Consider the following 19,323-nt stretch of genomic DNA (forward strand, 5'->3'; position numbering starts at 1 on the left):
TAATCATTAAGGCAGACGAACCACCGGCCAAAACATTTTAATTTTCCTTAAAAAAACTTACACCCGCTTCAGCAAACATAGCCAGATCGAGCGGCAATTCGTCTTTAACATACGGATGTGTACCGCCAAAGGTATGGTCGCCATTTGGTACTATAACTAATTCTGCATTGGGTTGAGCGGCTTTTAGGTCATGAGCATGGCTGATATTTACTGTAGCATCGGCATCGCCGTGCATAATGAGCCACGGGCATTTTACCGTGGCGGCACGGGCAATAATATCTAAGCGGGTAGGGTTGCGCTCCAGATCATCCAACAGCGTACTCTTTATGGGCATTTGCTGTTGCGTGCGGCTGTTATAAAAATACATTACCCCTTGCAAGCGCCATTGTTCTTCGGCTTGTCTTGGCCAGAGGTTGCGGAAATTAGCCACCGAACCTAAAGTGATAAGTTTTTTAACTCTTACATCCTCGGCCGCTTTAATTATACTGATGCCGCCACCCATGCTGTGGCCAATTAAGTAAACGCCGTTGGCACGCGGCATGGATGTGCCGTTGCAGGCGAAATCAATTACGGTTGCCAGATCATCCAGTTCGGTGGTGAATGTATTATCGCCAAAAGCTATCAGGTCAACAAAATCAACCGGACTTTCGGGCGTGGTGCCATTGTGCGAAAAATTGAACTTTAAAAACCGGAAGCCGTTCTCTGCAAAGTAACTCGCCAACAGGTTGTGGGTGCCCCAATCTTTAAAACCCTTAAACCCATGCGCGAATATGACTACAGGCGCTGTGCGATTCTGATCATCATAGGTCAGATCGGCCAGCATGCCGCGTCCGCGGGCTCCGGGTAGTGTAAATGTTTCTTTTTTGATCATATTGATCGTTCAATATAGCATTTAGCTAATTAACACCGCGCAAACTTTATCTTTTTCTTACTCCAAATAAAATTTTTCTTCACAACTCCTACCTACCTATTAATTATGCGTATTTACATAAACACAAAATGATAAAGTGAAGTCGTTAAACATCTCAAGACGATTCATCTTTGAAAATATTTGAAAAAAAATTTCATGATCGTAGTCACTTTTTTAATACGAAGCAGTAATCAAAACAATTTATTATATTGATAATCAAATTATTATATAGCTATTTCTATGCTATTTATACCCGTTATAAATAAAGGGTAATGACAAACTTTTGACAGAGGTTCAACGGCAGGATATTATTTTTGTTGGGTTAAATTTAAACTTGCTTTGAAGTATTTAAAGGTAATAGCATTTACGCACAAACAGATTGAGCTGAAGGAGTTGGGTAAGCTGGTTATCTGTCAGGAGAGCCTGACTGATAAACTGGCCGCGGTAAAGGCTGAATTCGGTATTGCCGAAATATTTTACCTGGCTACCTGCAACCGTGTTGAGTTTGTAATGCTCACGCCTACGTTGGTTGATAAAGCATTTGCTACACGCTTTATTGAGCGCATGGATATAGGGTTATGTCCTAACCACATGGATACCTTTATTGACGCTGCCTTAATTTACGAAGACAAGGATGCCCTTAACCACCTGTTAAGAACATCATGCTCTTTAGAGAGTTTGGTTGTTGGTGAAAAAGAGATACTGGCCCAGCTGCGCCGGGCCTATGAGCATTGCCGCGAGGCAGGTTTAACCGGCGATGGTATGCGAATGTTTATGAGTTGTGTGGTTAAAACTGCTAAAGAGGTTTACACACATACCAACATCTCTAAAAACCCCATCTCGGTTGTTTCATTAGCTTACCGCAAATTAAATAGCCTTAAACTTTGCACCAACGCCCGCATCCTCATCATCGGTGCAGGCGAAACCAACCAAAACATTTCTAAATACCTTCAAAAACACAAGTTCTCTAACTTCTCGGTGTTTAACCGTACGTTAGCTAAAGCCGAAAAACTGGCTGCCGACTTGAACGGCGAAGCTTATGATCTGGAAGCGTTAAAAATATACAACAAAGGTTTTGATGTGATCATTACTTGTACGTCAGCAGTTGAGCCTATCATTACACCTGAGATCTACGCTTCATTGTTAGCGGGTGAAACTACGCGCAAAACCATTGTTGACCTTGCCATACCTAATGATACTGCTCCGGAAGTATTAGAGCAGTTCCCCATTAATTTTATTGAGGTACACTCGCTTACCGAGGTTGCAAAACGTAATTTGCAGGAACGCTACCAGGAATTAGTACATGCGGAAGCAATTATAGAGAATAACATCTGCGAATTTTTGCAACAGTTGAAACAACGCCGTATTGAACTGGCTATGCGTTGTGTACCCGAGAAAATAAAAGAAATACGCAACACTGCCATTAACAGTGTTTTTGCTGATGAAGTGCAAGGAATGGACAAGCAATCTCGTGAGGTACTGGAGCGTGTTATTAACTATATGGAGAAAAAATATATCAGTGTACCAATGGTAATGGCTAAAGATATATTGATCAACAGTAATTAATTAGCAATACAAGGTTATAGAGGTCCGATAGCGAAAACTACCGGACTTTTATTCCGTTAAAAACAATCCCTTTTTAATTTCCGGTATTATTCCTTTTTCCAACGCTGTATCAAATAATATATTAATGGCTTTGCGGCCTTCTTCGCCAAGATCAATTGAATATTTGTTAACGTAAAGCTCTATATGCTTATACATTACTTCTTCGCTCATCTCCTGCGCGTGTTGTTTGATAAAGTCTAAGCCCGATTTTGGATTAGCAAAAGCAAATTCAACCGATTTACGCAGCACCCGGTTTATTTTATGCTGAACTTCAGCCGGTAAATTCCGGTTGGCAACTATGCCGCCAAGAGGTATGGCGCAGCCGGTTTTTTTCTCCCAAAAATCGCCCAGATCAATAAATTTCTTTAAACCTCTGTTTTGATAGGTAAACCTGTTCTCGTGAATAATGAGGCCGAAGTCTATCTCATCTTTCAATAATGCATCCTCAATACCTGAGAAAACCATTTCAATTTTATGCTGAGCATCAGGCAACAATAAACTTAATAAGAAATTAGCGGTGGTATACTTACCGGGTATTCCTATTCTTAATTTAGATATCACTTCCGTTAGATCAACGGTAAATCCCTCTCCATCTTCTCCCTTTATGATCTCTTTAGGAGAATTATCAATAAATCTGTCAATAGGTGGTTTAAATATTAGCAATGGCCCTACACCAAAGCCCAATGCGCTGCCGGCATCTAACAGCACATATTGATCTGCCACATAGGCAAAAGCGTGATAGCTTAATTTGGTAATATCCAGTTCTCCGCGGAAAGCTTTTTGATTAAGCGTTTCCACATCATCATAAAATACTTCAAACTCCAGGCCTTCGGTGTCTATTTTATGGTGAATGAGGGCATCGAAAATAAACGTATCATTAGGGCAAGGCGAAAAACCGAGTGTTAATTTCATGATGGTAGAGATTAGTGATTAGTGACCAGTGATTAGTAATATTCGCTAATTCACTCACCCGCTAATTCACTCATTATAGTTGTCTGATCAAATCCAGCGCAAATGTATTCAGATTTTTTACAGCAAGCCCTATCTGCCAGTTATCGCGGTTACGTTTTTCAACATAATTTGACACAGCCCTGATCTGCACACCCGGCACCTTGAGTTGATGACAGGCATAAAAAAATGCCGCGCCTTCCATACTTTCCAGCTGCGGATTGAGTCGCACGGCTACAGCTGCAATTGAATCTTCGTTACCATGCACTCTATTTACCGTAATAGCCGTAGCTTTTAAAGTATCCATTTTAAGAATGAATTGATCAATACTGCTGGTTGGCGTAAATATACCTGCGCCCAAACCCAATTGCTCAATGCTGATGAAGCGGGTGTCGTCTTCAGCACCTAATTCAGCAAAGGTATCTTTGGTTATCTCGGCAACGCTGCCTAAAGGAATGTTACGGTCAAAGCTGCCTGCAATACCCAGGTTAATTACCAGGTTGTATACGTTGTGCGGTAAATGCCGACCCAACGCAAAAGCAGTTGGCACCATGCCCGCGCCGGTTATCAATACTGAGCAGTTAGCTACCGATGCATGACGCGGTAAAAACAGATCAGGCTCATCTTTGCGCTGCAAACCCAGCGCTTCAATTAAAGGCTCCACTTCCGGTTGTGTTGCAGCTACTATTAAAATGCGCATACGCTTGTTTTTATGCTAATATAAGTGTTTACTGTGTTAGTTTGTTATTGTTGCAGTAGCAGGAGCAATTAAATTACACTCAAAAAATGACTGCAACTTAGCACTGCAACTGCTACTAAAACAAAAACGCCAAGGCAAAAGTTGTATATTTGCACCCATTAAAATTATGATGATACACGTAACGCGCAGAGAACATTTTAATGCCGCACACCGCATGTACCGTGAGGAGTGGAGCGCAGAAAAAAATGCCGAAGTTTTTGGCAAATGCGCTAACCCCAACTGGCACGGACATAACTACAACTTATTTGTTACCGTTAAAGGAGAAATTACCCATGCCACCGGCTATTTAATTGACCTGAAAGAGCTCAAAGAGATCATTAACGAACATGTTATTGAAAAACTTGATCATAAAAACCTTAACATGGATGTTGATTTTATGAAAGGTAAAATGGCATCAACAGAGTTGCTTTGCATAGAGATATTCAATCAGCTTAAAGGGCCTATTGAAGCTTATGAAGGTGTGTTTTTGCACTCGGTTAGGTTATTTGAGACCGAAAACAATTCGGCTGAATATTTTGGCGACTAATTCCGCAAAATGAGCGATATAAACAATATCCCCGACAGGGATGATGACATTTACGGCTACGAAAAAATAGACCGTTACAACCCCGAACTGATAGCCAGTTTATCAGGTCATTATAAAGAGATCCTGAAACAATTAGGTGAGCATCCGGAGCGTGAAGGCTTGTTAAAAACGCCCGAGCGTGTGGCTAAAGCTATGCTCTACCTTACCCAGGGCTACGACCTTGATGCAAGGCAAATCCTTAACTCGGCTTTATTTAAAGAAGAGTATAGCCAGATGGTGGTGGTAAAAGACATTGAAGTTTATTCTATGTGCGAACACCACATGCTGCCATTCTTCGGCAAGGCACACATTGCTTATATACCAAACGGTTATGTAGTAGGGCTAAGCAAGATCCCTCGCGTGGTTGATGTTTACTCGCGGCGTTTGCAGGTGCAGGAACGCCTCACCAACGAGATACGTGATTGCATACAGGAAACCCTGAAGCCAATTGGCGTGGGCGTAGTAATTGAGTGCCGTCACCTGTGCATGTGCATGCGCGGTGTGCAAAAACAAAACTCGGTTACCACCACATCGGCATTTACCGGCGGCTTTTTACAGGAAAAAACAAGAGCGGAGTTTCTTAACTTAATTTCACAGAAACTGAGTTAAGCCCCCCCGCCCCCCTGAATGGGGAGTTACCGGGCAATAATTATAAACTGATTAATAACTTTAAAACTAAATTCCCCCTTTAGGGGGTTAGGGGGCATGAAAGCATACATTTTTCCGGGCCAGGGCGCCCAGTTTGTAGGTATGGGCAAGGACCTGTACGACACATCAGAAAAAGCACGCGAATTATTTGAGCAGGCTAATAACATATTAGGTTTCCGCATTACTGATGTTATGTTTAACGGTACTGACGAAGACCTTAAGCAAACCAACGTAACACAGCCTGCTATATTTTTACACTCTGTTATATTGGCCAAAGTACTTGGCGACGACTTTAAACCCGAAATGGTTGCAGGTCACTCATTGGGCGAGTTTTCAGCTTTAGTAGCTGCCAACGCATTGTCATTTGAAGATGGACTGCGTTTGGTTGCTTCGCGCGCTAACGCCATGCAAAAAGCCTGCGAATTACAGCCATCAACTATGGCCGCTATATTAGGCCTGGACGATTTTACCGTTGAAGATATTTGCCAGCGTGTAAGCGATGTAGTTGTTCCGGCTAACTATAATTGTCCGGGTCAACTGGTTATATCTGGTACCATCGCCGGTGTTGACAAAGCTTGCGAATTGATGACCGAAGCAGGCGCCAAACGTGCCATCAAATTAAATGTGGGTGGCGCTTTCCACTCGCCGTTAATGGAATCAGCTCGTGTTGAGTTGGAGCATGCCATTGTAAATACCACCATTAATGAGCCGGTATGCCCGGTTTATCAAAACATTGATGCCAAACCGTACACACATCCGGAGCAGATAAAACATAACCTTATTGCGCAATTAACCGGCGCTGTGCGCTGGACGCAAACTGTAATGCACATGCTTGAAAATGGTGCTACCCATTTTACCGAGGTTGGACCAGGCAACGTTTTGCAGGGACTGGTTAAAAAAGTAAACCGGCAAATTGCTACCGAAAGCGCCCAGATACAACAATAAAAAATAAAGAAGCCGCAAACTAAAGCGGCTTTTTTTTATTTAAGTGTGTAAGTTTACATAAAATCACTTTTCTATCACTTGAGCTATTCCGGTAAAATACGTTTGATGCTATTCCTGTTGGCGGGCAGCTTGCTGCTCACAGCTTTAATTGTTCACAAAACTTACACCGCAGAGGCGGGCATGCGCGAAAGCGCCAAAGAACTGGAAAGAAATCTTCATAAAAAAGAAAGTTACATTTACAGTCTTATTCAAGACAAAGCGGCTTTAAACCAGTTTAAAAGCATAGGCGGAAAAGAAAAAGGCGGGCTTAGGTTGATCAATGAAGTTACCGCGACAAATGGCATCAATTTTATTATCGCTAAAAATAATACCGTTACCTTTTGGAGCGGTATTGAAGTTATTCCGCATAATATAAATAACTTAAAAGAGGGCGTTTCATTTATACACGGCCAAAATGGTTATTACGAAGCCATAAAAAAAAGCGAAGGAACTTTCGCGCTTGTGTTTTTTATTCCCATAAAAAACACCTATGTTTTTGAAAACCCGTATCTGCAAAACACGTTTAACAGCGAGCTTACTCAGGACAATAATATTACCATTGCCGACTTTACCGACAATAAAGACATTTATGAGGTACATGATGTTAATAATCATTACCTTTTTTCAGTTAAGGCAGTATCGGGCAAGATCAATTCGCGTTTTTATTATACCGAACTAACACTTTGGTTTTTGGCATTTATGGTGGCCGGCATTTTTGTCCAAAACTCCTGCAACTACATAGCACGAAAGGGCCTGCCCTTTTTATCGCTTACCATACTGGCTACATTTATTATAGGGATCAGGTCAATCAATCTCATTTATCACTGGCCGGATATAACAAGCAATTTAAAGCTGTTTGATATTAAGCTTTTTACCGATGGCATTATTGTACCCTCTTTAGGCGACCTTTGTATAAACATACTGGCGCTGTGCTGGTTCGTCATATTCCTGTATCATATAAGGCAAAAACTGCTTCAGTTTATCCCTGGCGCATTTTCATCATACGCTATTTTTGTAAGTTGCTTTGCTGTTCTGGTAATCATTTCAACGGTATTGTACAACCTCTTTGCTGATCTGGTTATTCAATCAAACATAAGTTTTGATGTAAGCAACGTACTTAACCTATCCGTTTATAGTGGTTATGGCCTGCTCATGTTGTGCTTCAGCTTTTTAACATTCTGCCTGTTGGTTGAAGTTCTTTTAGTTGTTTGTGTGCAGTTGCCTATACCTACAAAGCAACAGCTTATTTTATTTATAGCTGGCATTGCCTTGTGCACACTCGGCTGGTACATAGAGTACAGGCAAGTAAGTGTATTTTATGTGCTTTGGGCAGCTATAGTTATTGTGCGTGGTTATGCATATTTCTGCGAGCATGGCGTATTGAGTTACCGCTCACTGGCTGCACTTGTATTTATATGCTCATTCATTTCGGCAATTTCTCTAACCTCATTTCAAAAGGTAAAAGAACGGGCAACCAGGCAACTGCTTATTAAAAATTTAAGAACGCCAGATGATGCTATAGCCGATAGCTATTTTAAAAAAATTGAAAATAAAATTATTACAGACAGGATCATAACCGACTACTTTACGACTGATAAACCCGGGGATGAGCACATCAAAAATTATTTACAAAAGCGTTATTTTGATGGATACCTGTCAAAATTTGATCTGAAGATACACACGTTTGACCATCTTGATAAGCCATTAAGCGGTAATGAAAATTACTCGTTTAATATTTTTGCGCTGATGGTTGAATACGGATCATTTAAGGTTTCTGATTTCTTTTACAGGCAAACCACCTTTGGGTTGCTCAGTTATTTTGCCATTCTGCCAGTTAAAAAAGATGGCGAAACAGTGGGCAAAATTGTTGTGGAACTCGGTTCAAATACCTTGCATAATACAGATTACTTCCCTGCTTTGTTAGCTGACGGGCCAATAACCACTGAAAATAATTTTAAAGACTACTCATACGCTTTTTATTCAGATAATAAGTTAACCTCGCAGGCCGGAAATTATGTATATAATCTCATCAACGATCCTACTTCTGAAGCGGGCTTTAACGGCATTACCGGGGATGCTATCTTTAAACAATCAAATGTGTTTAATAATATATGGTATGATCCGGTTGAAAGTTACAGCCATCTAATATTTAAGCCTAACGACAGAAGCCTGATTGTAGCCAGCAAAATTGAACGCCCTATATTCAATATTATAACCTCGCTTACTTTCTTTTTCATCATTTTATTGGTGTTTGGAGCATTGGTAATGGCATTTGTATGGGCATGGACACGTATCAAAATATTAACCATTACCAATAACCGCATAAAATGGGGGGTGCGCCTCAATTTTGATAAGGTACTTTATAAAACCCGCATCCAGGTTTCAATGGTATCGGCCGTTGTTGTAACATTGATATTGGTTGGCGCGGTTACCTACGCTTCTATCAGCACACAGTATCAAAGCCAGCAGGAAAAAACTATCAGGGATAAAATTGTGCGTATTGCCAATACCATAGAGAACGCCCGCGGCGAATACATTAGCGATAACAACGAGACAGCACAAATAGCGCTTGATGAGCTGGCAGAATCGTACGCTGCCGACCTTACCATTTTTGACGCGAAAGGAAATGTTAAGGTAACCACGCAACCCCGAATTTACGAAGCCGGCTTGGTTGCTGGTAAAATGGATGCGCGCTCATTTATACACCTTAGTAAGTTGCAACGCTCTGAATATATTAATGAGGAAAGGATAGGTGAGCTGCGATATAAAGCGGTTTATGCTTCCATAAGAAATACCAACAAGAACGAAACGATAGCTTATTTACAGTTACCCTATTTTTCAAATGAAGCCGACTATCGTGAACGCATAGGTACATTACTCAACGTAATGATCAATATTTACGCGTTAATTTTTATAGCGATAGGCTTGTTCGCAGTTATTATTGCAAGGCAGATAACATATCCGCTGAACTTTATTCAGCAGAGTTTAAGTAAAACCATTTACGGCCAGAAAATTGAGCCTATTCAATGGCACCGGGATGATGAGATTGGCGCATTAATAACTGAATACAACAAAATGATAGCCGCGCTTGAGCAAAGCGCATTAAAACTGGCACAATCTGAGCGAGAGAGCGCGTGGCGGGAAATGGCAAAGCAGGTTGCGCACGAGATCAAAAATCCGTTAACGCCACTTAAATTAGGCTTACAGTTGCTTGAAAAATCATGGCGGGAGAAAGATCCGCGCTTTGACCAGAAGTTTGAGCGTTTCAGTAAATCATTCGTTGAGCAGATTGAGAGTTTATCCTCCATTGCATCTGAGTTTTCGGCCTTTGCCAAAATGCCTGATACGCGTTTGGATAAGTTCAATGTTTTTGACGTGATCAACCAGGCGGTTATCATTTTTAAACAAATGGATAACTTCACCATAAAATACAATGCATCCGAACGGCCATTTATTATTAATGCCGACCGCGACCAGTTGCTGCGTTGTTTCAATAACCTGCTGAAAAATGCTATTGAAGCAACCCCTCCGGAAAGAGCCGGCGTTATTGACATAAGCTATGAAACCAGCGAAAAAAATATACTCTTCACCATAAAAGATAATGGTAACGGTATACCCGAAAATATGCGCGAAAAAATATTTGAACCTAACTTCACCACCAAAAGTTCGGGTACGGGTTTAGGCCTCGCCTTTGTAAAAAATTCGATTGAAAACGCGGGCGGCAAAGTTTGGTTTGAAACAAAAACAGGCGAAGGAACCTCATTTTACCTTAACTTTCCAAAAGCTGGTTAATATTTGCGCCGGCTCTTATATATAAACCATTGTTTTACAACAACCTTTGTATAACATTAAGTAGTATATTTGCGTTATAAGCAATTTGATTTAAAAGCTACATAAATTATTTTAATGAGATTTTATTTACTCATTGCGTGTTGCGCAATAAGCCTTAACACATCAGCCCAGTTCTGGAAAAAAAAGGTACGTTACCCTGCCATTGCGCAAGTGCCAGCTTTTGTGGCACCGGCTTTTAATTTGGCACACACCAATGTAAAATCGCTCCCATTACTCAACTTTAAACTGCCTGTAGTTTTTGATTTTGACAAAGTTGAGCAGGCCGTAATGAAGCAGGCTAAGCACAACATGCGTTTCAGAGTATACCAGGAGGCCGGATATAATTTTAGCGATCTGGCCAAGCTTTATTTACTACATAACAGGTATTCAGAAGCTAAATGGTACCTGCTGCAAAGCAATGCACTAACACATGATACAAAACTTTTGCTGGGTAACCTGCTGGTACTGGCCGGTATAAAAACAGATCTGGGAGAAGTAGCTTTAGCAAAAACCGATCTTCAGCAAGCACGCGCCCTTGCTGCTAACAGCGGCTTAAAGGCTGATGTTGCCGAGATTGATAAGCGCTTGCTTTTACTTAATAACCAAAAAGCAGTTACCGTAAAACCCGAACTTCGATACTCTGAAGCGGTAGAAGCAGCAGCCAGACAAAAAAAGACACTGCTTAACTAAGCTTGAAAATAATTGCACACAATGTTAACACTTTGCATAAATGTGCAAAAGTATTGCAGCGGTAATACTAAGCAGCTGTTTACTTAATACTATATTTGTTTAATTGTTATATAGAACCATAGCGTAACGTTCGTGTAGCATTTTACAGATCAGTTAATACAGAAGAGAGGGCCCAACAGCTTTCTCTTTTTGTTTTTAAGTATTTTACGCGTAAACATACCTGGGCTTGTGGTGTTATATAATTACAAACCATTAAAAATTATAACTATGACAACCACTCCAGACACCATACCTGCCGAAAGAGATGGTAAATATAAATTCACCATTAGCTATGCAGAGCGGGAAGTATCCTGCCAGGTAGAGAAAGAACAAAATATATTACATGTAATTATTGATGAGAACCTAAAGGCCGACTTAAAAATAAACGCCGATGGTTCACTGGTTCAGGTAGAAGGTTCGCCTATTCCTGATTCGTGCATTAATTATATTAAAAAACAGGTTTTAGGCCACAGCTAAGAAAGCACCTCTTCCAATACTTCGTGCGAACGTACGTTGCCGAAGTTTTCGGTATGTAAGGCGTAATAATCTAACAGTTTTGATATCAGGTGGCGGCGGTCTTCATTGCTAATTTTGAGGGCCACCGCACTGCTAAAGCCGCTTTGCAATAAAGCACTGAAAAGCTGCGTGTAAGGCGGTGATAAATACTGCAGGCCATCCGGCTTGTAGCGTTGAAAGGTACCATTCTTAAGGTCAAAATAATCAGCCTCACCTGAGAGGTATCTGTCGGGATAAAAGCCCAGATAACGGGTGAGGTTCAATAAAAACAGCAGGTGAAAATTGGCAAGCCCCTCAGTTTGATGATCCAGAAATTCTACCGAACTGAACAAAAAATCAAACAGATTTTCGTCGGCAGTTTGCTGTTTTACTGTTTTGTAGACCACTTCATTTAAAAACAGCACAATACTGCTCTTAACAATATCATAAGGGATGGTTTGCAGTAAAGGCGCGTTTTTCAACTCAGAGATACGCTGTATACCACCTGTATTTTTGTGATACACCACCATATCTAACAAATGCAGCGGCTGCAACATATTCCGGCTGATCTTTGCCTTGGGCTTTTTAACTCCGTTAATGATGTATGATTGCAGACCGAACTTTTCGGTAAACACTTGCACAATAACGCTGCTTTCGGCGTAATCAGTAGTTTTTATTACAATGCCCCGGGTTTTGTGCAGCATAACGGTAAATTAATATGCTATTGAAAACAATGGCTTAGAAACATATTACTTCATTTCTGCCTGGATGGCGCGCAAAAGTTCATTAGGATGCTGTGAACCCACAATATAAACCAGCCCATCACGGTCGGTAAGATAAATGGCATCATTACCGGCAGCATAAAATCTGATCACCCCTTTTGAATGGAGGTTATAAACAGGGTTATTAAACAGATACCGGCTATATGCTGCTTTTTCAACTTTTACAATGCTATTCAAATCAATTTTTACCAAACGGGTTGTCCACAGGCCATCTATCAGTACACTTTTGTTTTGAACGCGCGTGCGAAAGTGCAGCAAAAAGCCCATTATAATAGAAATGATAATAATAGCAAAACCTACCACTGCCAGTAAGTTGCCGGTATTTTCGCGCTCATCAGTAAAAACATAAGCGGCAAAGCAAAACATGGCCAATACCAACCGTATGGTTATAGGAATAAACTCCCGCCCTAAATATTGCTTTTCTGTAAATACCGCTTTCTCGCCCATTATTGTTCAAATATATCAAAGTATAGTTATTATTGGGCAACAGGCACCAACTCTAATATAGTTACTTTTTTAGTGTTGCGGGTTACTTTATATCTATCGTCTAACCTGTACCCTCCTACCCAGATAATATCGCCGTTACCATTTACCAGCAAGGGCACAGCATTTTTTTTATGCAGCGGAACCTTCAGACTGATAAAAAAATCGCTCATTTTTTTGCGCCCCCTCATGCCCAACGGAAAAAATTGATCGCTTTGCTGCCAGTGGCGAACCTGCAAGGGGTACTGTAATTTGTCGGTGTCAACGGCAACCATCATTACATTGTCTGTAATAATAATGGGCTCGCTTTTTCTGGTGATGGTTAGCTTAAAGGTTTCAGCCATTGCAACCTCATCGCCTGCGGATATCAATAAATCAGGAACTATCCGGGGAGCCTGCGTGAGTATTAGTTTACCTCTGTCAAGCAGCAACATATTTCCAGTCAACGTTGCTTCAAATTGCCTACCTGCATGTTTGTAAAGGCTGGTAATCACATCATCAATAACCTGTTCGCTAAAACCGTAAGGCTGTAGGAGCTTAAAGAGCAACAAGCGCTGCGGAACCAATTTTTTTACCGCTTCAACCGATAGATGTATTTCCTCATTGTGGTAGGTAAGAATTTGCTTCCGTGCCTCTTCTACTCTCAACTCCAGTAATTGCTCCAGCTCTTTGAAATGCTTCAGGTTGTTTTCAAAAGTTTGTTCTAACGATGGGTTGAGCTCCTTAAGCTGCGGCACCACCAAATGGCGTATTTTATTACGCGCATATTTAACAGATGCGTTGGAGCTATCTTCAACATAAGCCAAATCATTTTCTATAACTATCTGCTCTATTTCGTTACGTGTAAAACAAAGCATAGGCCTTACCAGGTAGCCATTTTGGGGTAGAATACCGTGCATACCGGCAATACCTGTACCCCGCACAAGGTTCAACAATATTGTTTCAACTGTATCGTTTTGGTGATGCGCTAACACAATAGCATCATAGTGGTGCTGCTGACGCAGTTGTTCAAACCATTGATAACGCAACTCGCGGGCAGCCATTTGTATAGATACTTTGTTTGTGGCAGCGTAATGCTGGGTATTAAACCTTATGGTATGAAAATCTGTCTGATTATTGAGTGCAATTTGGCGGCAAAAGTCTTCATCAGTATTGGCTTCTGCACGTAGCTGAAAATTACAGTGTGCTATGGCAAAATTGTAGCCTGCTGCTTTTAAAAGATGAACCAGCGCAACCGAATCAATGCCTCCGCTTAAAGCAATCAGCAAACGGCTATCGCTTTTAAAAAGGCAATTTTGTTCTATAAAAGCGATAAAACGTTTAAGCGGCAGCATTCATCAAAATTATTAATTTAATAAGCCCCTGCAAAAAACTAATTTTGCCGTAGTGAGTAAATATATTTTAGGGTTCCTTTTACTGTTTATTACCGGCGCTGCAATTGCGCAAAAACCGGGCAGATCACGCATAGAGTTGATATCGTCAAAAGTATCAAGCCGTGCCAAGCTGCCTTCGGGTAAAGTTGTGTATAAGTTCAAGGAGGGCGTATTTAAACAAGATTTTTCTACCCTTACCGCTGATAGCTCGCTGGCCTACTTTGACGACAACCTGGTTGATGCCTTTGGTCATGTTATTATTAACCAGGGCGACACGCTGCATATTTACTCAGACAAGCTGCATTACGACGGCAACACCAAGATAGCAACCCTTACCGGAAACGTTAAAATGGTTGATAAAGACGCCACCTTGCTTACCGATTATTTTACTTACAACACTGCTACAAAATATGGTACTTATACCGGCGGAGGCAAGCTGTTCAACAAAGAAAATACGTTGGTGAGTCAAAATGGTTATTACTTTGCTGGCAGTCGCGATGCTTACTTTAGGTACAATGTGGTGCTTACTACGCCGGATGCTATTATAAAAACCGACACGTTAAGATACAATTCCGGAACCAGGATATCATGGTTTTATGGGCCAACCACTATAACCGGCACAAAAGACAAAGATGTGCTTTACACCGAAGATGGCCGCTATGAAACTATACCGGAACAGGCTTTCTTTGGCAAAAAGAACCTTTATACGCAAGGCACAAAATCATTAAAAGGTGATAGCTTATTTTATGACAGACTGAAAGGATACGGCCGCGCGGTTAAAAATGTGGTGTTTGATGACAAAGAACAGCATATAGTAGTTAAAGGCCACTTAGGTGAATACTACAAAGCTGCCGAGCGGGCCATTATTACGCAAAACCCCTATGTGATATTCGTAACGCAAGACAGCAGCAAAAACAATTCATCGGCAAAAAAGGATTCCGTTATCAAAAAAGATTCTACAGCTTTAATTTTGGCTAAAAATGCCCCGGCCATAAATAAAGCGACAAATGCTGCTGCTGTAATAAGGCAAAGCCTGCCCGCAAATGCATTACCTGCACAAACCGCTTTACCAGCACAGGCAACATTAAAAGCCGTGACAGACTCGGTAATGAAAGCCGCGCAAAAAGCTATTAAATCACCTGTGACTACTCCTCAGCAGGTACAGAACCAGTCGGCCAGAATAAACACAGCTATTAACAACCAAATAACCGAGGCAAGGAAACAAGCCATTGAAAAAGTTATTGCTGCACCCAAACGCGACAGCATAAAAACCCTATCAAAGGACTCGATAGCTAAACGTACAGCTGGTGTTGACTCCATGTATATGGGGGCCGATACCATTGACACACGTGTTATTACCTTTAAGGAGCTGAAAGCGATGAAGTTGGCGCGCTACCTGTTGGAACACCCCGACACGGCGGCAAAAAAAGTGCCGTCGATCGTGTACACAAAGGCCAATTTACCAAAGGTGCTAACGGTAAAGGTACCAAGCGTATCAATTGATACCAGTTTTATTAAGCGCGATTTCTTTTCGCCTAAGCCGAAGCCTGCGCCCAAGGTTGTTGCTAAGCCGGCACCACCTAAGGGGGATAGTACAGCTAAAGTTGTTGCAAAGAAGTCCGTTCCGGCTAAAGATACATTGGCTTTAAACCCTAATAAACTGACGGATACCTCAAGGATCAGGATCATTGTAGGTTATCATGCTGCCAAAATATTCAAATCAGATCTGCAGGCCAAGGCCGACTCACTATTTTATAGTAGCAGCGACTCGACCATTCGCATGTATGTTAATCCAATCATCTGGACACAGGGGTCACAGCTAACCGGCGACACCATTGCGCTGCAAATGAAGAACCGCAAGCTGGACAATGTAGATATGTTCCCCAATGGCTTTATTGTAAATATTGAAAAGAACGATTCGTTACACTTTAATCAGGCGGCAGGACGTAAAATACATGGCACTTTTAAAGACAACCGCTTAAATACCCTGACCATTGACGGCAATGCGGAGACCATTTATTATAACCGCGATACCGTTAAAAACCGGGTTACCGAAATGGTACACACCATAGGCAACCTGGTTAAAGCCAATTTTAAAAATGGAAAACTAAGCCGGGGAAACACTTATGGCAATACTGAAAACAAGGTAAACCCGCCTGTTAAGTTAAAAGACGACGATAAGATACTGAAAGGCTTTATATGGAAACCCAAGGAGCGCCCGGCATCTAAAGAAGCTATAACAGGTGTTGCTAATAAGCCAAGTAAAGCTGCCACCTCGGTCAAACCACCCGCAGGCAAAAAGCCCGGAACAACAGGCGCAACAGGTGGCAAAAAAGATGATGGCAAAAAAGTTACGGGGACATCACCGCAAACCGCGGCTGCTGATTCAGCAACCAAAAAGGCTGTTCCGCCTAAGCCGGTTACTTATGAGGTGATAATAAGTAACTAACTTACGCCGCATGTAATTGCTAAGACAGGGAAGTCGCTTTTAAAGCATGCTCTAAAGTTTGGCTAAAGCCTTCGCAGTTTCAACAATAAACCGTCCCATCAAGTGCAATGAACAAAAAAAGGCAACATTCATTGCCGTTTGGCTTTAGCCAACGGTATATATACCAGTAAATAACGGCTTCAGCCAAATTTAAAGCGACCGTATTTTTAAAGCGATTTCCCTGATTTGTTCTCATATAATCACAACTACTATTTGAGGTTAATCAGCTAATTGATAATATGTCTCGCCCCGACTGGTGTTATCATCAACAAGTTATTGAACTACCTTAAAGATCTGTTCAAACTAGATTTAACCGCATCTCGGTTAGGTTTCGAAACCGGAATTTTATCGCCATTAGTTAAAACCAGTAAACCGCCATCCTCCTTCACCCAGCTTTTAATGTGTATAGAATTGATGAGGTGGCTCTGATGCGTACGGATAAAGCCAGAAGACCTTAACAGATCGGTATATTCTTTTATTGACCTTGAAACTAATATGCGTTCACGGTTAGTAAGATAAAAAAAAGTGTACGAGTTGTCAGCTTCGCACCTAACAATCTCATTCACCAGCACATAACGTATCTCGTGCAGTTGCGGGAGTGCTATGCGTGGCAGTTCCTGCCCCGAATTACGTACATGGCTCAGCAAAAAATCAAGCTGCTTGCTTTTCTCTTTAAGCTTAAGCTTCTCTCTTGCCTTATTAACCGCAATTATCAGATCAGCAATTGCAACCGGTTTCAGCAAATAATCAATAGCCGCAAATTTTATGGCATCAAGTCCGTATTTATCATACGCGGTAATAAAGATCACCTCAAACTCTTTTTTTGGCAGCAACTTCAAAAAGTCAAAGCCTGTTGACCCGCCCAACTGTATATCTAAAAAAACTATATCGGGTGTACAGGCATCAACAAGGGCAACAGCCTTTTCAATAGCTGTTGCCGTGCCTGCAATTTCCACATCCGGACAATATTGGGATAACAATATTTGCAGATTGTCAATATTATGCACTTCGTCATCAATAATCAAAGCTTTCATAGCGTTACAACCATTGCGTTAAAAGTATTACAACCGATGTTTGATTTCCTGTAGAACTTATGTTGAGCTTAATAGGGCATTCTGTATAAGTTTTATTCAACAGATCTATCCTTTTCCGGCTCAGTTTCAAACCTAAGCCGTCGTAATTGCTATTTACATCAAATCCCTTTCCGTTATCGGTAACTATTATCTTTAGGTCTTTTCCATGCCTGCTAAAATATATTTTAATATCGCCTTTGCTACCTATTGGCATCACTCCATGTTTTACGGCATTTTCAACAAAAGGCTGTATCAGCATTACGGGTATCTCAATATTATCGTTCACGTCATCGTCGGCATCAATACTATATTGAAACGGAAACCGCAACTGCTCCATGGCCAGATAATCATTTAACAAGTTCATCTCCTCCCTTATACTTATCAAAGCATTATCATTTAACATATGCCTGGAAAGGCCGGCAAACTTACTAAGGTAGTTATTGGCACGTTCAACATCGTTTTTATTAATAAGCGTTTGAATACCGCTTAAAGCATTAAAAACAAAATGCGGATTTAAGTTTGAACGCACCATATTCAATTCGCTTTTTGCCACTTCGGTTTGCAAAGCTGCCACTTGCAAACGCGCTTGGTTTTTTCTGCGTATAAATAAAATACTTGCTATTATTATTAAAATACTTACTGTTATTACTGCAAATACAAACATCGCCACTTCTCTGCCCGAATAGGTTTTGGGTGCAGGTAAAACTTTAAATGAAAACCTACCGGCAGCAAGCTTACTATCCTTCAATTGAGCGGCCGACAATTTACCCGGCGCTATCACTACCTCGTAATTTCCTGGCTGTTTAAAATAATTGTAGTCTATATAATATCCAGGAGTTCCTTCATAATCGTTGTTGTATGCCCAGTTATTGGTCTGTAACATTATGCGCTGTCCGGTTTCGTCACTATGAACCACGTAAAGATGATATATAAAATCCAGATCTGTTTTTTTCTTAGCTATTGCAAGTCCTGTATTTTGATCGCTCTCTGTTACCTCCGCTCCATTTTTAATTAAACTACTCTTAAACTTATTGTATACCAAACCATTATAAGTTACTTTTTTATCCTGATTAAGTGTAACCAGACTTATACCGCTTAATTGCGCAGGCTTTAAGGGCTTATTGTAAATAATAACCGTAGTTACCATAGCCTCGTTTAGCAAACTGTATATTTTGAGGGTTATTTTTTTATTTGAGATATTGCCAATGCCTAAATTCATGGTAAAGTAACCCGGATGGGCACTTCTCTCGTTCCAAACAAAATCAATTTTTGTTAAAGGGCGGTTTGAAACAATTGCAATGCTGTCGTCTTCCAGTATAGCGTAACGGTAATATGTTAAACTGTCTTCATGAATTAAGGCAGTAACCGTAGCTGTTTTGGCTCCTTCCAGAATAACTGCGTTTCCCAGCGGATCATTGGGGATATAATTAAACGGACTTATTGATCTGGTTTGTTCATCGGGTTTTAGAAAAACAGGTATCTTAGAGCTTAAGGAGCTTACTTTGTAGTTATTTAAATTGCCGTCCGGATCTTTCAATGGTCGTTTTTCCTGAGCGAAGCCTGCGCATGTCAATAATAAAAATGTGATAAGGTTTAGTAGTTTTTTCATTTTCTATTTGTTTAATTTTCATCAAACTTGCGGCAAATAA

At 40.9% G+C, this 19,323-nt stretch carries 16 protein-coding genes; 8 read left to right on the forward strand and 8 right to left on the reverse strand.

The genetic code is table 11. From position 1 onward, the window contains the following. Positions 1-37: 37 nt before the first annotated feature. Positions 38-871 carry an alpha/beta hydrolase family protein gene (locus tag CLV57_RS16730; RefSeq protein WP_100342522.1) on the reverse strand — a complete coding sequence of 278 codons (834 nt, stop codon included), beginning with the start codon at positions 869-871 and terminating at the stop codon, positions 38-40. Positions 872-1,249: 378 nt separating this feature from the next. On the opposite strand from CLV57_RS16730, the gene hemA reads away from it, so the two are divergent. After that, on the forward strand, positions 1,250-2,476 hold the full coding sequence (hemA, locus tag CLV57_RS16735) for a glutamyl-tRNA reductase (RefSeq protein WP_100342523.1): 1,227 nt from the start codon (positions 1,250-1,252) through the stop codon (positions 2,474-2,476). Positions 2,477-2,524: 48 nt separating this feature from the next. Here hemA and CLV57_RS16740 read toward each other — a convergent pair whose 3' ends face one another. Further along, positions 2,525-3,427 (reverse strand): menaquinone biosynthesis family protein, encoded by a 903-nt coding sequence (locus CLV57_RS16740; RefSeq protein ID WP_100342524.1) that lies wholly within the window; start codon positions 3,425-3,427, stop codon positions 2,525-2,527. A 73-nt stretch (positions 3,428-3,500) separates the two neighbouring features. Further along, positions 3,501-4,163: a futalosine hydrolase gene (mqnB, locus tag CLV57_RS16745; protein ID WP_100342525.1), complete on the reverse strand. Its 663-nt coding sequence runs from the start codon at positions 4,161-4,163 to the stop codon at positions 3,501-3,503. A 169-nt stretch (positions 4,164-4,332) separates the two neighbouring features. Between mqnB and CLV57_RS16750 the strand changes: the two genes are divergently transcribed. From CLV57_RS16750 to CLV57_RS16775, 6 genes are all read left to right on the forward strand, one after another. Beyond that, positions 4,333-4,749, forward strand: a complete 417-nt coding sequence (locus CLV57_RS16750) for a 6-pyruvoyl trahydropterin synthase family protein (protein WP_100342878.1) — start codon at positions 4,333-4,335, stop codon at positions 4,747-4,749. Positions 4,750-4,758: 9 nt separating this feature from the next. Then, positions 4,759-5,397: a GTP cyclohydrolase I FolE gene (folE, locus tag CLV57_RS16755; protein ID WP_100342526.1), complete on the forward strand. Its 639-nt coding sequence runs from the start codon at positions 4,759-4,761 to the stop codon at positions 5,395-5,397. 96 nt (positions 5,398-5,493) lie between these two features. After that, a complete protein-coding gene (fabD, locus tag CLV57_RS16760) occupies positions 5,494-6,381 on the forward strand; it encodes an ACP S-malonyltransferase (protein ID WP_100342527.1) in 888 nt (295 codons plus the stop codon). 78 nt (positions 6,382-6,459) lie between these two features. Next, positions 6,460-10,212: a sensor histidine kinase gene (locus tag CLV57_RS16765; protein WP_100342528.1), complete on the forward strand. Its 3,753-nt coding sequence runs from the start codon at positions 6,460-6,462 to the stop codon at positions 10,210-10,212. Between the two features lie 114 nt (positions 10,213-10,326). Further along, the gene (locus CLV57_RS16770; protein WP_100342529.1) at positions 10,327-10,941 is read left to right on the forward strand and encodes a hypothetical protein; all 615 of its coding nucleotides are present in this window, start codon (positions 10,327-10,329) and stop codon (positions 10,939-10,941) included. Between the two features lie 267 nt (positions 10,942-11,208). Then, a complete protein-coding gene (locus CLV57_RS16775; RefSeq protein ID WP_157799202.1) occupies positions 11,209-11,457 on the forward strand; it encodes a hypothetical protein in 249 nt (82 codons plus the stop codon). On the opposite strand, the gene recO is transcribed toward CLV57_RS16775, so the two are convergent. The 3 genes from recO to tilS are packed head-to-tail and all read right to left on the reverse strand — an operon-like array spanning position 11,454 to position 14,074. After that, positions 11,454-12,179: a DNA repair protein RecO gene (gene recO / locus CLV57_RS16780; protein WP_100342531.1), complete on the reverse strand. Its 726-nt coding sequence runs from the start codon at positions 12,177-12,179 to the stop codon at positions 11,454-11,456. The genes CLV57_RS16775 and recO overlap by 4 nt on opposite strands. A gap of 45 nt (positions 12,180-12,224) precedes the next feature. Further along, positions 12,225-12,704, reverse strand: coding sequence for a hypothetical protein (locus CLV57_RS16785; RefSeq protein ID WP_100342532.1), 480 nt, complete (start codon positions 12,702-12,704; stop codon positions 12,225-12,227). Positions 12,705-12,733: 29 nt separating this feature from the next. Continuing rightward, positions 12,734-14,074: a tRNA lysidine(34) synthetase TilS gene (gene tilS / locus CLV57_RS16790; RefSeq protein ID WP_100342533.1), complete on the reverse strand. Its 1,341-nt coding sequence runs from the start codon at positions 14,072-14,074 to the stop codon at positions 12,734-12,736. Positions 14,075-14,126: 52 nt separating this feature from the next. Between tilS and CLV57_RS16795 the strand changes: the two genes are divergently transcribed. Continuing rightward, on the forward strand, positions 14,127-16,562 hold the full coding sequence (locus CLV57_RS16795; protein ID WP_157799203.1) for an OstA-like protein: 2,436 nt from the start codon (positions 14,127-14,129) through the stop codon (positions 16,560-16,562). A gap of 320 nt (positions 16,563-16,882) precedes the next feature. Here the strand turns inward: CLV57_RS16795 and CLV57_RS16800 are convergent, their stop codons facing one another. Together CLV57_RS16800 and CLV57_RS16805 are read right to left on the reverse strand one after the other, a co-directional pair. After that, complete coding sequence (locus CLV57_RS16800; RefSeq protein ID WP_100342535.1) at positions 16,883-17,635, reverse strand: LytR/AlgR family response regulator transcription factor; 753 nt, start codon at positions 17,633-17,635, stop codon at positions 16,883-16,885. Positions 17,636-17,639: 4 nt separating this feature from the next. Further along, positions 17,640-19,283 (reverse strand): sensor histidine kinase, encoded by a 1,644-nt coding sequence (locus tag CLV57_RS16805; RefSeq protein ID WP_100342536.1) that lies wholly within the window; start codon positions 19,281-19,283, stop codon positions 17,640-17,642. Between the last annotated feature and the right edge of the window lie 40 nt (positions 19,284-19,323).

This window comes from Mucilaginibacter auburnensis (genome assembly GCF_002797815.1).
In the GTDB taxonomy this organism is placed as follows: Bacteria; Bacteroidota; Bacteroidia; order Sphingobacteriales; family Sphingobacteriaceae; genus Mucilaginibacter; species Mucilaginibacter auburnensis.

What these genes read in the sequence shown, in the direction of transcription:
- CLV57_RS16730 (WP_100342522.1), bottom strand. Translation starts at nt 871, where the DNA reads ATGATCAAAAAAGAAACATTTACACTACCCGGAGCCCGCGGACGCGGC.
- CLV57_RS16740 (WP_100342524.1), bottom strand. Translation starts at nt 3,427, where the DNA reads ATGAAATTAACACTCGGTTTTTCGCCTTGCCCTAATGATACGTTTATT.
- mqnB (WP_100342525.1), bottom strand. Translation starts at nt 4,163, where the DNA reads ATGCGCATTTTAATAGTAGCTGCAACACAACCGGAAGTGGAGCCTTTA.
- CLV57_RS16750 (WP_100342878.1), top strand. Translation starts at nt 4,333, where the DNA reads ATGATACACGTAACGCGCAGAGAACATTTTAATGCCGCACACCGCATG.
- folE (WP_100342526.1), top strand. Translation starts at nt 4,759, where the DNA reads ATGAGCGATATAAACAATATCCCCGACAGGGATGATGACATTTACGGC.
- fabD (WP_100342527.1), top strand. Translation starts at nt 5,494, where the DNA reads ATGAAAGCATACATTTTTCCGGGCCAGGGCGCCCAGTTTGTAGGTATG.
- CLV57_RS16770 (WP_100342529.1), top strand. Translation starts at nt 10,327, where the DNA reads ATGAGATTTTATTTACTCATTGCGTGTTGCGCAATAAGCCTTAACACA.
- CLV57_RS16775 (WP_157799202.1), top strand. Translation starts at nt 11,209, where the DNA reads ATGACAACCACTCCAGACACCATACCTGCCGAAAGAGATGGTAAATAT.
- recO (WP_100342531.1), bottom strand. Translation starts at nt 12,179, where the DNA reads ATGCTGCACAAAACCCGGGGCATTGTAATAAAAACTACTGATTACGCC.
- CLV57_RS16785 (WP_100342532.1), bottom strand. Translation starts at nt 12,704, where the DNA reads ATGGGCGAGAAAGCGGTATTTACAGAAAAGCAATATTTAGGGCGGGAG.
- tilS (WP_100342533.1), bottom strand. Translation starts at nt 14,074, where the DNA reads ATGCTGCCGCTTAAACGTTTTATCGCTTTTATAGAACAAAATTGCCTT.
- CLV57_RS16800 (WP_100342535.1), bottom strand. Translation starts at nt 17,635, where the DNA reads ATGAAAGCTTTGATTATTGATGACGAAGTGCATAATATTGACAATCTG.
- CLV57_RS16805 (WP_100342536.1), bottom strand. Translation starts at nt 19,283, where the DNA reads ATGAAAAAACTACTAAACCTTATCACATTTTTATTATTGACATGCGCA.